Below are 14126 nucleotides of genomic sequence, written 5' to 3'. Positions count from 1 at the left end.
TTATCTCCCTTACATAGAGAAGTCATACAATTCGTGTTCTTTAATGTAGGCTTCAACCTTCGCTGGAACTTGGTATTTAATCGATTGCTCTAAATAAACCCGCAGACGAATCTCTGAGGAACTGATGTCCACTAAAGGGGACTCTACCCATAATACCGGTATATCTCCTTTATAAGGTAGCATTCCCGGACGGCGCACGCCGACAAATTGCACTAACTCTGATAATTGGTGAATATCTTTCCAAGTATGCAAGTCATTCGCACTGTCCGCGCCGATAATGAAATAGAAATCCGATTGCGGATACTGCTCTACAAAGTGCCTCATCGTATCCACTGTGTAATTCTTCCCGCCTTGGTTGACTTCGTAGTCTTGCAGACGGAAAAGCGGATTGTCTTCAATTGCAAGCTTGACCATTTCCAAACGGTGCTGGGAGGCAATCGTCTTCTTCCCGGGTGCATGAGGCGGTTTAGCGGTGGGCATAAACCAAACTTCATCTAACTCCAACTGATTACCCACTTGTTCTGCCATCAGCAAATGGCCAAGATGTGGCGGATTAAAGGTCCCACCTAAAATCCCAATGCGATGCCGGCCACTATCTGTCGGTGGCTGCGCCTCTTGTGTCAACGTAATCTTCTCGTAGAAAACACTCTCTTGCCGAAGAGGTGTAGCAGTCACATTTCCCTGCATCTTAGAACGACTCCTTTACTTCACTTGCTTAAGAGCTTGACTAATCACTTGGTGTTTGGCTTTCGATGATGGTCGATATAAAATTACGGTATGACCAATCGTTTGAACAACGTAAGCCCCTAGCTGCTCCTCGATGATTTGACTTACTTCTCGTAAATCTTCATCAGAGTTCGGCAAGATATTAAACTTGATCAACTCACGTTTCTCCAAAGCCTCATCCACTTGCTCCAAAAAAGCCTCTGTTAAGCCCATCTTACCCATTTGGAAAATTGGCTTATGTTGATGTGATTCTTTACGTAAATACTTCTGTTGCGCTTTTGACAATTCTTTCAATCGTTTTCCTCCCATTTATAACATGGCTGGGCGAATACTCATGCCCACACCTTTTGGTAGCCAAACATCTAATTCAACAGCCTGGTTCACCGTGAACCACCCTAAGCCGGAAATAGCAATATCTTGATCAGCTTCTAGACGTATCCGGCGACTTATCAGCTCCGGCAAGGCCTCAGGCTTCCCTGGCGGCCTTAACATATCTCCTACATGCTTGGTGTATATCGTATCTGCTTGCTCCAGTTTCGTGCGATGAAGATATAAATCATTCGAGACATAGAAGGTGAACGCTGTCTTAGCTCCTTCCAGAAAGTCTATCCTGGCCAAGCCGGCTAGAAATAAAGTCTGCTCAGGATTTAACTGGAAAGTCCGTGGTTTTAATTGCTTGCGTGGTAAGACTTGTGCCATCTCTTCGCGCGATAAGTAGTAACTCATTTGATTCGAGCGAATAAGGCCTGGTGTATCAATGAGGCTATAGTTATCAGTCAGGGGGATTTGAATTTGATCCAAGGTCGTCCCCGGCGTGTCAGACGTGGTAATCACTTCTTTATCCCCACCGTAGTGCTGAATAAGCCGGTTAATTAATGTCGATTTGCCTACATTGGTTACGCCTACCATATAGACATTCCGCTTATGCACTTCCCGCTCAATAACTTTCGTTAGATTCTCCAAATGGTGCCCTTTACTCGCTGAGACAAGAATAACTTCCTCCGGTTTCAGCCCATTACGGTGTAGAACTTGCTCCACCCAATGGCGTAAGCGAGGCAACTTCACTGATTTCGGTAGCAAATCTACCTTATTAACCGCCACCGCGAAAGGTTGCTGGCCGATGAAACGTGGCAAACCAGAAATAATACTGCCTTCAATGTCAAAGACATCTAGCACATGAATGACGTATGCATCATCTTCAGAAATCTGATCCAATTGTGCCAGAAAATCATCTTCGTCTAGTTCCACGTCCTGTAATTCATTATAGTGGCGCAAACGGAAGCAACGTTGGCAGTAGAATTCCCCCCGCTCAATACCTTTATTTAAAGCAGATTGTGGTAAGTAACCCTTCGCCTCTGGTGTTTGCGTTTGAATCATTACGCCACACCCAATACATTGATAATTTGTATCACTCAAGCGTATCCCCCCAGTCTCCATGTCGATTAATCCCTAAATACTTAAATGCCAAACGTTCTAACAAGCGATTAATCTGTGTATAAATATTATCATTTCTAGCAATCGGCTTCACCAAAATGCTCTGCAAGCCTTTCAAATTCGCACCGATAACGTCCGTCATGACTTGGTCTCCAATAACAGCAATCTCCTCCAGCGGTAAATTCAACACATCAATGGCTCGCTGGAAGCCATTCCCGGTCGGCTTCATCGCTCCAGACGTAAAAGGAACACCTAAGGGGTCAGCAACTTTCGATACCCGATCTTGGGTATTATTCGACAGAATATAAACTTGAATCCCCTCAGCTCGGACCTCGTCAATCCAATCTCGCATCTCATTTGTATACTCATATTGATTCCACGCAATAAGGGTATTATCCAAATCGACAATCACCCCGCGGATTTCTTCACGCACCAATTCCTCTGGCTGAATTGCATAGACAGAATTAATGCGCCATGTTGGCTCGATATATTTTCTCATGACTTCTCCCTTGTAAAATTATCATCCCCATTATAGCATAAGTTAACCCCAAGAAAAGCTATCAGAAATATTAAAAAAGCACATTCCTGCTTGCGGGGCTAAGCCTACGCTAAGTAGAAATGTACCTATTCGCATCAACCGTGGTTCACTGCGAAATATGAGGAAGATGTATCTGGTAAATTATCCAAGCATTTCAAATACTTCGATAGCCACCAAATCAATATCATCAAAGCGGAAAATCGTTCCCGTTTCACTTTCTTTCAATTCGAAAGAATCTTCTTCCGGATAATAGGTCACTTGACACTTCTCAACACCGTCTAATTCAAAACGACGAACTTCTGGCTCATCGGTGGCATGGGTCATTACTTCTAAACGTTGGATAATTCCAGTTAATACTGAAGCTTTCATTATAATCCTTCTTTCCTGCCCTGACAAATCCTTTTGCCATTGACTCATTTTGTACCTATACTATGTTAACAAAACACACTCAAAAAGCAAGAGGGAGGTCTTCATTTCCATAAAAAACCTCAGGGAAAATCCCTAAGGTTTAAAGGTTTAAATCTTACTTAAAGCTTCATCGACCAGCGCAACAACTTCTTCGGCAGTCGTTGCTTCATTTAAAGCTTTATCAGCTAAGGTTTGCATGTCCGCAGTATCCAAACGCCTCATCAAGCTACGTGTCTTCAAGACACTTGATGCGCTCATGGAGAACTCATCTAAGCCCATACCCACTAATAGTGGTACAGCTGTTTGATCGCCTGCCATCTCACCACACATACCTGCCCATTTACCTTCTTTATGCGCAGCATCAATAACGTGTTTGATTAAGCGTAAAATTGAAGGGTTATAAGGTTGGTATAAGTAAGACACGCGTTCGTTCATACGGTCTGCTGCCATTGAGTATTGAATTAAGTCATTGGTTCCAATACTGAAGAAGTCAACCTCTTTAGCAAATTGATCAGCGAGAACAGCTGCCGCTGGAATTTCAACCATGATTCCAACTTCAATGTTATCAGCTACTTCAACGCCTTCAGCGATGAGTTCTGCTTTAACTTCTTCATAAATTGCCTTAGCATCACGGAATTCTTGAATAGTCGCAATCATTGGGAACATGATGCGTAATAAACCGTGAACAGAAGCACGTAACAAGGCACGTAATTGGGTCTTGAACATGTCTGTTTGTTCTAAGGAAATACGGATAGCTCGGTAACCTAAGAATGGGTTCATCTCTTCTGGTAAGGCAAGGTAAGGTAATTCCTTATCCCCGCCAATGTCCATCGTACGAACGACAACTGGTTTACCTTCCATTGCTTCCAAGACTGCTTTATAAGACTCAAATTGCTCATCTTCGGTTGGGAAGTCGGTTGAATCCATGTATAAGAATTCTGTACGATACAAGCCGACACCTTCTGCACCGTTTGCAATAACGCCTTCCACGTCTTTCGGTGTACCGATATTAGCTGCAAGTTCAAATGTTTGGCCATCTTTAGTTTCAGTAGGTGCATCCACAAGTGTTGCCCACTCAGCTTTCAACTCTTCAAAAGCTTGTGCTTTCTGCTCGTACTCAGCAATCTGTTCTGCTGTTGGATTTAAGATAACTTCACCTTCTAAAGCATCCACAATAATCATCTGTCCATCTTGGACACGAGTGGTCACTTCTTGGGTTCCAACAATCGCAGGGATTTCTAATGAACGAGCCATAATCGCTGAGTGAGATGTACGTCCACCAATGTTTGTTACAAAGGCTTTAACGTATTTCTTGTTTAATTGCGCTGTATCTGAAGGAGTTAAGTCGTGTGCTACAACAATTACTTCTTCATCAATGGTTGCCGGACTTGGTAATTTTACACCAAGTAACGTAGCCATAATCCGCTCAGTCACGTCTTTAACGTCTGCTGCACGCTCTTGCATATAAGGATTATCTTCCATTGCACTGAACATTGCAATAAACATTTGACTTACGTCACTCATCGCTGCTTCAGCGTTAACTTTATCTGTTTCAATTTTCGAACGAACTTGACCTACGAATTCAGGATCAGCCAAGAACATCAAATGGGCATCAAAAACTTGGGCTTCTTCAGCACCTAAAGATTCTTCAGCAATTGCACGAATCTTTGTGATTTCTTCGGTTGCTATCGCAACAGCTGCGTCCAAACGCTCAACTTCTGCTTGAACGTCTTCGATTTGCTTGGTTTCAAAAGACAAATCGGGCTCCATTAATAAATATACTGGAGCAATCGCAACACCATCGCTGGCTGCAATCCCTGTTAACATTTCTTTAGCCATTAGTTAGACAAACCTTCTTTTTGCATTGTTTCACTTACTGCTTCGATGGCTTCTTTCTCATCTTCACCTTCAGCAGTAATTGTCACGTCTGCACCTTGACCAACACCTAAAGACATAACACCCATGATTGATTTCAAGTTTACAGACTTACCATTGTATTCAAGGTTTAAATCTGAGTTAAATTTACTAGCTGTTTGTACTAATAACGTAGCTGGACGTGCGTGAATTCCTGTTTCTGCAATAATATTAAATTCTTTTTTCTCCATTTGACATTCTCCTTTGTCTTATATACTTAGATTAGGTTTTGAAAACCTTATCAAGAATAAGATACCATTTTTTACTGTATTTGACAACCTTTTCACAGCAAAATTATGAGGGCTCTTCTCATTTAAAGAAGTTGATATAACTCAACATCCGGATGTTTGTCTTTAAACCAATTCTCAGCGAAGCTATTCTCGAAAAGAAAGACCGGCTGCCCTTCAATATCCTTCACCAACAAGTTACGCGACGAAGACATATTCGGCTCCATTGCTTCAGGATCGACCCAGCGAGCAATCTTATTACCCATCGGTATCATTTCAACTTCAGCTTTATATTCATGAAGCAAGCGATGTTGGAACACTTCAAATTGCAATTGCCCTACCGCCCCCAGAATATACTCTTCTGTATGGTAGGTTTTATACAGCTGGATGGCACCCTCTTGAACAAGCTGTTCAATACCTTTATGGAAGGATTTCTGTTTCATAACGTTCTTCGGGGTGACCTTCATAAACAACTCTGGTGTAAATTGCGGTAAGGGCTTAAACTTAATTGCTTCACGCCCTTCATAAATCGAGTCGCCAATTTGCAAGTTACCTGTATCATATAAGCCGATAATATCGCCTGCAATCGCGGTTTCCACTTCTTCGCGGGCATCGGCCATAAATTGCGTCGTATGAGCTAGTCGCATTGTTTTGCCAGTGCGTTCAAGGCTTACATTCATTCCCTTCTCAAATTCACCTGAACTTATGCGAATAAAGGCAATACGATCTCTGTGCGCCGGATTCATATTCGCTTGAATCTTGAAGACAAAGCCAGAGAATTCCTCAGCAGTCGGCTCAAGCATACGGCCGTCTTCTAATTCAACAGTACTTGGTGCCGGAGCCAAGTCGACAAAGGCATCGAAAAAGGTCTGAACCCCAAAACCTGTTAAAGCGGAACCAAAGAATACAGGGGTTAACTTTCCTTGTTGAATCCGCTCAAGGTCAAAGTCATTGCCTGCTTCATGGAGTAGCTGGGCATCTTCCATTGCTTGCGTGTAAACGGATGACTGCTTAAAGTCATAATCGCCAGGTACATCTCCAGATTCATCTAGGTCGATATACGTCTCAGGATCTTCGCTAGTCTTGCCACGCAGTTCTACCCGCTGATTATACAAATCATATAAGCCCAGGAGCTCACGTCCCATCCCCATCGGCCAGTTCATCGGATAAGCATCAATGCCTAACACTTCTTCCAACTCTGCCACCAAATCTAAAGGTTCTAATCCATCCCGGTCTAGCTTATTCATAAACGTAAAGACTGGAATACCACGGTGGGAGACCACTTCGAAGAGACGTTTCGTCTGTGGCTCAATCCCCTTCCCGCTATCAACCACCATCACCGCAGCATCAACCGCCATCAAGGTTCGATAAGTATCTTCCGAGAAGTCCTCATGCCCCGGCGTATCCAGAATATTAACCTGGTAGCCATCATAATCCACCTGCATCACGGAACTGGTAACGGAGATTCCTCTTTGTTGCTCAATTTCCATCCAGTCCGACTTGGCAAACTTATTCGACTTCTTACCTTTGGCCTTAACTGTCCCTGCTTCACGAATCGCCCCACTAAAGAGCAACAATTGCTCCGTAATAGTAGTCTTCCCCGCATCCGGATGCGAAATAATCGCAAACGTCCGCCGTCTATTTACTTCTTGTGCTAAATCTTTCATTTCATCATCCTTTTCTCTGGCAAAAAAAGTCGAACAATCCCGACGGACTGTTCGAACTTTAACGCCTTAACTTAATTTAATTCTTTCGCTTTCTGAAAGTCGACGAGCTTCAAACCTTCTTCCTTGACATCTGCTACTTCTTCAATGCCAATGACCTCATGAATTAAACGCTCTAACTCAGTCTTTTCATCCTCACTCAAACTACTTGCCCGCAAGCCAACTTCTTCTTCAACTGCTTCTTCAAACCAACCATCGTGTTCATAAGTATCGACTTGTTGGACTAAGCGATCAATTTGCTTCTTCGGATAAATCTTATCGAAATCAGTATCATCCAGCAATTTCTGATACTGATCGATAATCTCTTGCATCTCACCCTTCATGGTATTCAATTGCTGGTGCAAATGCTGCCCATTTGTCACCAATTCCCGACTTTGATGGGCGAAATCTTCTTTATACTGAATGACTTGCTCATTGGTTTGCGCAATTAAAGCATCGGCTTTCTGGTTGGATTTCTCAATAATCTTATTACCCGTCATGTGCGCATCGACTATTCCCTCTTTGAGGGCGGATTCGATATCGACATAGTATTCAACTTGCTCAGCTAGTTCTTGGTTACTTGCTTCCAACTTTTGAATCCGGTCTTCAAGTTGGCGCATCTCTTCACGATGTTTACCAAGCAAGTCATCCACTTGCTTACGGTTATAGCCGAACAAGCCTAAGGAAAAATGATTCCCTGAACTCATAGCTTTCTCCTTTTCTCTAACATTCCCTGTTGTTTATATACTCTACCATTATACTCAAAAAAACTTTCAAAGTAAATATGAATCGAGGCCTTTCCTATTTTCCCCAGGAGAAAACATCTCAAAAATATAAAACATTTGTTCTGAAATTGACGGGCTTTCTCCTGCTCGAACCAATCATTTCCACTCAAATTTTTCTCAAAATATTTACTGTAACATCCCCATGATACCGTGTTCATCGGCTTCCTGTCTTTACAATCATTAAAAGAGAGAGTATAATGAAGACGAAGAATTGCTTAATGAACAGAAAGGAGTTGCAATCGTGAATTGTCTTAAAGAGAAACGGAAATCCGCTCAATTATCCCAAACGGATTTAGCTAGGCAGGTTGGTTTAAACCGTCACTTAATCCATTTGATTGAGAACCAGAAATTCCAACCTGCTCCTTCGACATGTGAACGTATTGCGGAAACTTTAAACGAAGAAGCAAACAATATCTTTTTCTTGGAGTACCGTCATGAAGTTTAAATGGACTTACGGAACCGATAACACTATCTATTCAGACGCCTTAAAGATTCGCAAAGAAGTCTTTATTCAAGAACAAGGTGTAGCTTTGAATCTTGAACTAGATGGTTTAGATTCTGAAAGATTTCATGTAGTAGGTTATATTGAAGATGAAGCGGTTGTTACCGCTAGACTTTACATTAATGATGCAAATCAAGCTAAAGTGCAGCGAGTTGCAACGGCTAAAGCTTACCGGGGTAAGCAGTATGGCAGTCAACTTCTCGATACGATTGAAGCTTGGGCCCAGGACAAAGCACTCAAAGGCCTCGTCTTATCTGCACAAGATACAGCAATCCCTTTCTATGAGAAGAACGGCTACCACGTTAGCTCCCCGGATGGCTATCTCGATGCGAACATTCCGCATCATGATATGCTTAAATTATTGCACTAATTTATTTTATCTCCGCGATGCACATGGTTTCATCGCTTTTTTTAATGCCTTATTCATCAAAAACTTCCCAGAAACATCGATGTTTGGGAAGTTTTTTGGCTTGTGGGATATAGATTAGCTTTACAGTAGAAAATAAATTCCCCATATAGTAAATCTCCTGTGCCCTTATAAATATACTTAGCAAAGCAGTCTACAGTAAGTAATCCATAAACATCTGGGCCACCGTGAAATAAATAAAGACCGAGGTCAAGTCACTCAAGGTGGTAATAAACGGGCCACTGGCAACAGCTGGATCAAAGCCGATTTTATCCATTAATTTCGGGATTAAAGCACCAGCTAAATTAGCCACAATGATGGCTGCCGCCATTGATACAGCGGTCACACCCCCTAAGGCAATGTTACGTTGCCAAGCGACAACGATGAGAAAGACCGCGATACCGACAATTAAACCCGTTGCAACCCCGGTTAATAATTCAAAGAAGAATGCTTTCACAACATGGGTGTCTTCAGTCTTATTCGTAATTTTACGGACAGCAACAGCTAGAGATTGGGTACCCGCATTACCGGCCGTCCCGGTAATCAGGGTCACAAAGGCTGATAGGACACTCGCTTGTGAAATAAGTGCGTCATAACGACTAATTAATGTCGACGTACCCATCCCGAGGAACAAGAGGGTTATTAACCAAGGCAAGCGGCTTCTGGCAGCAGAACCAGGTGTTTCGTGCACCTCACTGACGTCAACGGCAGCCAAACCGGAGTAGTCACTTTCCGCTTCTTCTTTCACTACGTCGAGAATGTCGTCGACGGTAATAATTCCTAAAAGCTCCGAATCAAACCCTACGACCGGCATCGCAAGCAAGTCATAGTCTTGCACTAACTGGGCGACTTCTTCAACGTCATCATTCACCTGAACAGAGATGACGCGGGTATTCATCATGTCTTTTACTTTCTTGCTTTCTTCATTAATAATTAATTCCCGCAAAGATAGAACCCCGCGTAAGTGCTTCTCTTCATCAATAACATAGACATAGTAAATTGTCTCGGCATCGATGGCTTGTTGACGTAAGTAGTAATAAGCTTCTTGCAAAGTTAAATCCATATCAACGGCAATGTATTCCGTTGTCATAATCGAACCGGCGGTATCGTCCAAGTAATTCATCAAACGGCTAATTTCGCGGGCACTATCTGTTGGCATCAGGTGTAAGTACAGATTGACTCTCTCTCGGTTGGAAATATTATTTAATACATCCACCGCATTGTCCGGATACATCTCGCTCAAGACACTGGCCGCATAGGGGTTGGCCATCTCTTCGAAATAGCCCTCAATCTCCTCGTGCTCATTCTCTAACATATCGAAGATTTCCGCTAACTCAGAAGGGGACAAATATTGGTAAATCTTTAAACGATCTTCGTCTTCAAGGCTCTTGAACAATTTGGCTTGATCGTAATAATGGAGCGCTAGAAACTCTGTTCTAAAACGAGTCATTTGATCATGGCGTAATTGGTGGGTAAAGTGGGCTAAATTCTCTTCAAAGTTTCTTTCAAAGATTTCCATATCGCATATCCTCCTTTTGGTTGGCTTTTATCCAGTTTAGCATATCTTCTGGCAAAGGTTGAAGTAAATGAATCTCCGCCTGGGTAAATGGTTGCTGGAATTTCAATTCATTGCAGTGCAAGGCCTGGCGGTGAATCCAAGGACTGAGCGGACCACCATATAAATCATCGCCAATAAGCGGACTACCTTGATGGGCCATATGAACGCGAATCTGATGGGTGCGTCCGGTATGTAATTGCAGCTTCACCAATGCGGCTTGGCCGTAACGCGCTTGAATCCACCATTCTGTGGCAGCATATTGCCCAGATACGTGAACTCGCCGAGTAATAATCGAATCTTCATCACGGGCGATCGGAGCTTCGATTAAACCTTGGTCTGGCCAATAACCTGCTTGACTTGATAGCGCCTGATAATACCGTTGAACAGCCTTGGCTTGAAGTTGCTGGTCTAGTAGAGCGTGAGCTAAGCGATGCTTCGCAATGAGCATCAAGCCCGTTGTATTACGGTCAAGCCTCGTAACAATGTGGATAACCTGGTCGGCGTATCCTTTGCGAACATAATATCCTTTCACCCGATTAGCCACCGTCTGATTCGGGTTGGCCCGGGAGGGAATTGATAATAAGCCATCCGGCTTATTGATCACCAATATGTCCCGGTCTTCATAGACAATCTCAATCGGTTCATAGGAAGGGATAACCGTATCATGCCCTACTTCATCGGGGGCAATAATGCTCACCTGGTCTCCAGGCTTGAGAAGGGCCCGGACCGTAACCGATTCTCCATTACGCTGAATATCTCCACCATGATACTTTAATCTCGCAATAAAACGACGAGGCAGGTGTTCTTGCCGCAAAAACTCCTTTACGGTCTTTTGCCCTGCCCCTTGATAAATCCAATCAAATTTCATACTTCTTTATCAATCTCTCTTTTTGTCTTGTCGCTTTGCCCCGATAAAGGCATTCTCCACCCGATCCCAGAAATGCATATGGCGAAAGCTAGCAAAGCGAATCCGCTCAGAGGCAACTTGCACCCGCATTTCCTTAATATTATCTTCATGGAAACTCATATTATCAATACTATACACCACACTATCTGTATCTTTCGGGCAGAGCACAATCCATTCATCTCGAGGAATAATCACGGGGGAACCAATTGAGCGGTATACACGGTTATTAATCGAGCCCATCTCGGTTAATTGAATCGCATCCAAGCGCGGATGAATAATCCCCCCACCATGTGATTTATTCAAACCTGTGGATCCTGTCGGCGTGGCCACACAAATACCGTCCCCCCGAGTCGTTTCAAAGAAGTAATCTTTAATATACACATCACACACAACCGTGCCTGAAGGCGTGCGCAAAGCCAATTCATTTAAGGCCAACTTCCGTTGACTCTTCCCATCTTCGTAATGAACGACCACTTCAAGAAGTGGATAACTCGTCGACTCGCCATCCGCACGCTCAATCCCTGCAACAACCTCATCCAATTCCGTATCAAGCCAGTCCGTATAAAAGCCTAAATGTCCGGTATGAATCCCAATAAAGCTGGCCGCATTAAGGTAATGTTTAAAGGTATGAAAAGCCGAAAGTAAAGTCCCGTCTCCGCCGATGGATACAATGTAATCGGGGACCGTATGTTCATCCACTACTTCAATAGCTGTATCAGCTAATTTAGCAAGTAGATCTTCTTTAATTTGCTTAGAACGTTCGAGCTCATTGGCATAAATCAATACACGTTTCGTCATCTTAAGGCTCCTTCTCACTTCATTTTCTCGTTCCTTATTATACAGTAAATTTAATATTTTCACATCGTTCTTGTGCGATTCATTAATTTATTAGAAATTAATTCCACCAAAAAAATGCAAATATAGAGCAATCTATTGGCATTTCCTTTCCATGAGTGGTAGGATATATACAAGTTAGGAGGTTGAAATTCGATGGTGTCACAGTATCAAGTCGAATACAAATGTAATGGGATTCCAAATTTTTTTGAATTTTATTTGTTTGTAAATCCACTGGGCAATAAATGCTACCAGTGTGAGCGTGAATTATTTGAAACGGTAGATTTGATTTCATCGAAAGTCGATGTCCACATCCTCCCCTTCTATCACCAAGCTTTGGTAGATGATTTTATTGAACAACTAAATGTTCCGAAGAATGATTTAGACACACGCAATGAACTTTATGAGAGAGTTTATTTGGCTTCGCTTGCCTATAAGGCAGCAAGTCTCCAGGGAAAGCGTAAAGGCAGAGAGTTTCTATCATTAATGCAAGAAACCTATGCAAATAAAATCGACCACTTCACCAGGGATGCTGTCATGCAGCTGGCTGAAGCGATTGGTATAGACAAAGCGATGTTTGCAGAGGACCTATCCTCTGACTTTACACGCGATTTATATATGAAGGATCAACGCATCGCGCAAGAGATGAATGTCCTTAAAACTCCTGCACTGGTCATCTTTGAACACCAATCGGGTGAAGATGGGATTGTTCTTCATAATGCAATCACAACCGAGAACATCATGAAGGAAATCGACCAGCTCATTATGAAGCAATATCAGAAGATTAGTGAGCGGTCTATGCGTAGAAATGTCCGGCACCAATGCGCGAAAGTTATCAGCTTAATGCGGGATCATGGATAACATGGGATTATTGACCGATGAAATTCTGCTTGATTTAGAAAAGTCCAGTTAGTTTGAGCTAAGATGCTCACTGACTGGACTTTTTTTGCATTAAATTTACAATTTATTTACACTAAACTTACACTCGTTTGTTAGGCTTAAGCTATGGAAATAGATTTAGGAGGTAAATTATGCGGATTGCACTGATTACTGAAACATTCTACCCAGCTACTGACGGGATATGCACCCGATTAAGCCATATGGTTGAACAATTGCAGATGCTTGGCCATGAACTATGCGTGATTACTCCGGATATGGGGCTAGATATTTACAAAGGAGTCCGAGTTATCGGGATGCCGACGATTTATACACCCCTGTATGCTTCAAGGCCTTGGGGCTTGCCTAGCCCACGGGTAAAGAAAGAGTTGCTCAGTTTTCAGCCGGACATCATTCATGCGGTACATCCAACACTGCTTGGCGTGTCTGGCTTGCATTACGGCAAGCAATTGGGGATTCCGATTCTTGCTTCTTACCATACCCATCTAACCGACTACTTGACGTATTACAAGCTCCCTTTCCTGGAGAATTTACTTTGGGACTATACGCGCTACTGCTACCAAAAAGCTGACAAAGTCATCACTGTCTCTCAAGATCTCGCTGACATTCTAAATAGCCAAGGGATTCCTGAAGCCGAAGTCTGGCAAGCAGGGATTGACTTCTCACACCGATCCCCGGAATATTATGATGAAGCCCTGTATCAAAAGCTAACTCACAAGGGGCAATACAAGCATTTGCTAGTCTATGTCGGGAGATTGGCTTACGAGAAAGGAATTGATCAGCTGAGGGGAATCTTCGAACACCGCAACGATATTGCCCTAGCAATTGTTGGCGATGGACCGGCCCGAGCTGAATTGGAGCAGTACTTTGCCGGAACGCCGACACAGTTTCTTGGCTTTCTTGAAGGTGAGGCGCTTGGGCAAGCCTTTGCGGTAGGCGACGCATTTATCTTCCCATCTGTCTCGGAAACCTTCGGTCTCGTCATCTCAGAAGCGATGGCCTCAGGTACTCCGGTCATTGCCGCAGAAAGTGGCCCAACCTTAGAGCAATTGACCCCGCTTGAATCTGGACTAACATTCCAGAACCGTAATTTAGACAGTCTCCTCCAGTCTTTAAGATACTTAGATCAGCCTGATGCCATGCAAAGCATCCAAGCCAATGCCTTGAAACGCGTACAAGGAATGACTTGGCAAGCTGCTGCTAAGCAACTAGAAACCTTCTATCTTGAGACGATTGAACAAACAGAAGCGAATCACCGTAAATCCTTTTATGCTTAACCGCAGAAAA

16 protein-coding genes are annotated in these 14126 nt (G+C 43.1%); 4 read left to right on the top strand and 12 right to left on the bottom strand.

Annotation, left to right across the window (positions count from 1 at the left end):
* Positions 1–9: 9 nt before the first annotated feature.
* The 9 genes from CL176_RS03420 to CL176_RS03380 all read right to left on the bottom strand — a co-directional run bounded on the left by CL176_RS03420 (position 10) and on the right by CL176_RS03380 (position 7657).
* Positions 10–687: a nicotinate-nucleotide adenylyltransferase gene (locus CL176_RS03420; RefSeq protein WP_118990069.1), complete on the bottom strand. Its 678-nt coding sequence runs from the start codon at positions 685–687 to the stop codon at positions 10–12.
* A gap of 15 nt (positions 688–702) precedes the next feature.
* The gene (gene yhbY, locus CL176_RS03415; protein ID WP_118990068.1) at positions 703–1020 is read right to left on the bottom strand and encodes a ribosome assembly RNA-binding protein YhbY; all 318 of its coding nucleotides are present in this window, start codon (positions 1018–1020) and stop codon (positions 703–705) included.
* A 15-nt stretch (positions 1021–1035) separates the two neighbouring features.
* Entirely contained in the window at positions 1036–2163 is a 1128-nt protein-coding gene (gene yqeH / locus CL176_RS03410; protein ID WP_118990067.1) for a ribosome biogenesis GTPase YqeH, read from the bottom strand.
* Complete coding sequence (locus CL176_RS03405; protein WP_118990066.1) at positions 2135–2659, bottom strand: YqeG family HAD IIIA-type phosphatase; 525 nt, start codon at positions 2657–2659, stop codon at positions 2135–2137. The genes yqeH and CL176_RS03405 overlap by 29 nt, the downstream gene beginning before the upstream one ends.
* Before the next feature lie 180 nt (positions 2660–2839).
* Positions 2840–3067 (bottom strand): YkuJ family protein, encoded by a 228-nt coding sequence (locus CL176_RS03400; RefSeq protein WP_118990065.1) that lies wholly within the window; start codon positions 3065–3067, stop codon positions 2840–2842.
* A gap of 147 nt (positions 3068–3214) precedes the next feature.
* On the bottom strand, positions 3215–4945 hold the full coding sequence (gene ptsP, locus CL176_RS03395) for a phosphoenolpyruvate--protein phosphotransferase (RefSeq protein WP_118990064.1): 1731 nt from the start codon (positions 4943–4945) through the stop codon (positions 3215–3217).
* The gene (locus CL176_RS03390; protein ID WP_118990063.1) at positions 4945–5211 is read right to left on the bottom strand and encodes a phosphocarrier protein HPr; all 267 of its coding nucleotides are present in this window, start codon (positions 5209–5211) and stop codon (positions 4945–4947) included. The genes ptsP and CL176_RS03390 overlap by 1 nt, the downstream gene beginning before the upstream one ends.
* A 122-nt stretch (positions 5212–5333) precedes the next feature.
* Positions 5334–6914, bottom strand: coding sequence for a peptide chain release factor 3 (locus CL176_RS03385; RefSeq protein WP_118990062.1), 1581 nt, complete (start codon positions 6912–6914; stop codon positions 5334–5336).
* 71 nt (positions 6915–6985) lie between these two features.
* Complete coding sequence (locus tag CL176_RS03380) at positions 6986–7657, bottom strand: DivIVA domain-containing protein (RefSeq protein WP_118990061.1); 672 nt, start codon at positions 7655–7657, stop codon at positions 6986–6988.
* Positions 7658–7976: 319 nt separating this feature from the next.
* On the opposite strand from CL176_RS03380, the gene CL176_RS03370 reads away from it, so the two are divergent.
* Together CL176_RS03370 and CL176_RS03365 are read left to right on the top strand one after the other, a co-directional pair.
* Entirely contained in the window at positions 7977–8180 is a 204-nt protein-coding gene (locus CL176_RS03370) for a helix-turn-helix transcriptional regulator (RefSeq protein WP_162890804.1), read from the top strand.
* The gene (locus CL176_RS03365; protein WP_118990058.1) at positions 8170–8607 is read left to right on the top strand and encodes a GNAT family N-acetyltransferase; all 438 of its coding nucleotides are present in this window, start codon (positions 8170–8172) and stop codon (positions 8605–8607) included. Before CL176_RS03370 ends, CL176_RS03365 begins: the two co-directional genes overlap by 11 nt.
* 190 nt (positions 8608–8797) lie before the next feature.
* Here the strand turns inward: CL176_RS03365 and mgtE are convergent, their stop codons facing one another.
* From mgtE to CL176_RS03350, 3 genes are read right to left on the bottom strand one after another with little or no spacing between them, the layout of a single operon-like run.
* Positions 8798–10162, bottom strand: coding sequence for a magnesium transporter (gene mgtE, locus CL176_RS03360; protein WP_118990057.1), 1365 nt, complete (start codon positions 10160–10162; stop codon positions 8798–8800).
* Entirely contained in the window at positions 10149–11069 is a 921-nt protein-coding gene (locus CL176_RS03355) for an RluA family pseudouridine synthase (protein WP_118990056.1), read from the bottom strand. Before CL176_RS03355 ends, mgtE begins: the two co-directional genes overlap by 14 nt.
* Before the next feature lie 9 nt (positions 11070–11078).
* Positions 11079–11906, bottom strand: a complete 828-nt coding sequence (locus CL176_RS03350) for an NAD kinase (protein ID WP_118990055.1) — start codon at positions 11904–11906, stop codon at positions 11079–11081.
* Positions 11907–12098: 192 nt separating this feature from the next.
* Between CL176_RS03350 and CL176_RS03345 the strand changes: the two genes are divergently transcribed.
* Positions 12099–12803 carry a DsbA family protein gene (locus CL176_RS03345; RefSeq protein WP_118990054.1) on the top strand — a complete coding sequence of 235 codons (705 nt, stop codon included), beginning with the start codon at positions 12099–12101 and terminating at the stop codon, positions 12801–12803.
* 170 nt (positions 12804–12973) lie between these two features.
* Entirely contained in the window at positions 12974–14116 is a 1143-nt protein-coding gene (locus tag CL176_RS03340; RefSeq protein ID WP_118990053.1) for a glycosyltransferase family 4 protein, read from the top strand.
* Positions 14117–14126: the final 10 nt, after the last annotated feature.

The organism is Suicoccus acidiformans (assembly GCF_003546865.1).
Lineage (GTDB): Bacteria > Bacillota > Bacilli > Lactobacillales > Aerococcaceae > Suicoccus > Suicoccus acidiformans.
The sequence above is the reverse complement of the archived record's forward strand: the minus strand, read 5'-3'. Positions and strand labels throughout refer to the sequence as shown.

Excerpts from the sequence above, each read along its gene's own strand:
- CL176_RS03420 (WP_118990069.1), bottom strand. The coding sequence starts at position 687 with ATGCAGGGAAATGTGACTGCTACACCTCTTCGGCAAGAGAGTGTTTTC.
- yqeH (WP_118990067.1), bottom strand. The coding sequence starts at position 2,163 with ATGGAGACTGGGGGGATACGCTTGAGTGATACAAATTATCAATGTATT.
- CL176_RS03405 (WP_118990066.1), bottom strand. The coding sequence starts at position 2,659 with ATGAGAAAATATATCGAGCCAACATGGCGCATTAATTCTGTCTATGCA.
- CL176_RS03400 (WP_118990065.1), bottom strand. The coding sequence starts at position 3,067 with ATGAAAGCTTCAGTATTAACTGGAATTATCCAACGTTTAGAAGTAATG.
- ptsP (WP_118990064.1), bottom strand. The coding sequence starts at position 4,945 with ATGGCTAAAGAAATGTTAACAGGGATTGCAGCCAGCGATGGTGTTGCG.
- CL176_RS03390 (WP_118990063.1), bottom strand. The coding sequence starts at position 5,211 with ATGGAGAAAAAAGAATTTAATATTATTGCAGAAACAGGAATTCACGCA.
- CL176_RS03385 (WP_118990062.1), bottom strand. The coding sequence starts at position 6,914 with ATGAAAGATTTAGCACAAGAAGTAAATAGACGGCGGACGTTTGCGATT.
- CL176_RS03380 (WP_118990061.1), bottom strand. The coding sequence starts at position 7,657 with ATGAGTTCAGGGAATCATTTTTCCTTAGGCTTGTTCGGCTATAACCGT.
- CL176_RS03365 (WP_118990058.1), top strand. The coding sequence starts at position 8,170 with ATGAAGTTTAAATGGACTTACGGAACCGATAACACTATCTATTCAGAC.
- mgtE (WP_118990057.1), bottom strand. The coding sequence starts at position 10,162 with ATGGAAATCTTTGAAAGAAACTTTGAAGAGAATTTAGCCCACTTTACC.
- CL176_RS03355 (WP_118990056.1), bottom strand. The coding sequence starts at position 11,069 with ATGAAATTTGATTGGATTTATCAAGGGGCAGGGCAAAAGACCGTAAAG.
- CL176_RS03350 (WP_118990055.1), bottom strand. The coding sequence starts at position 11,906 with ATGACGAAACGTGTATTGATTTATGCCAATGAGCTCGAACGTTCTAAG.
- CL176_RS03345 (WP_118990054.1), top strand. The coding sequence starts at position 12,099 with ATGGTGTCACAGTATCAAGTCGAATACAAATGTAATGGGATTCCAAAT.
- CL176_RS03340 (WP_118990053.1), top strand. The coding sequence starts at position 12,974 with ATGCGGATTGCACTGATTACTGAAACATTCTACCCAGCTACTGACGGG.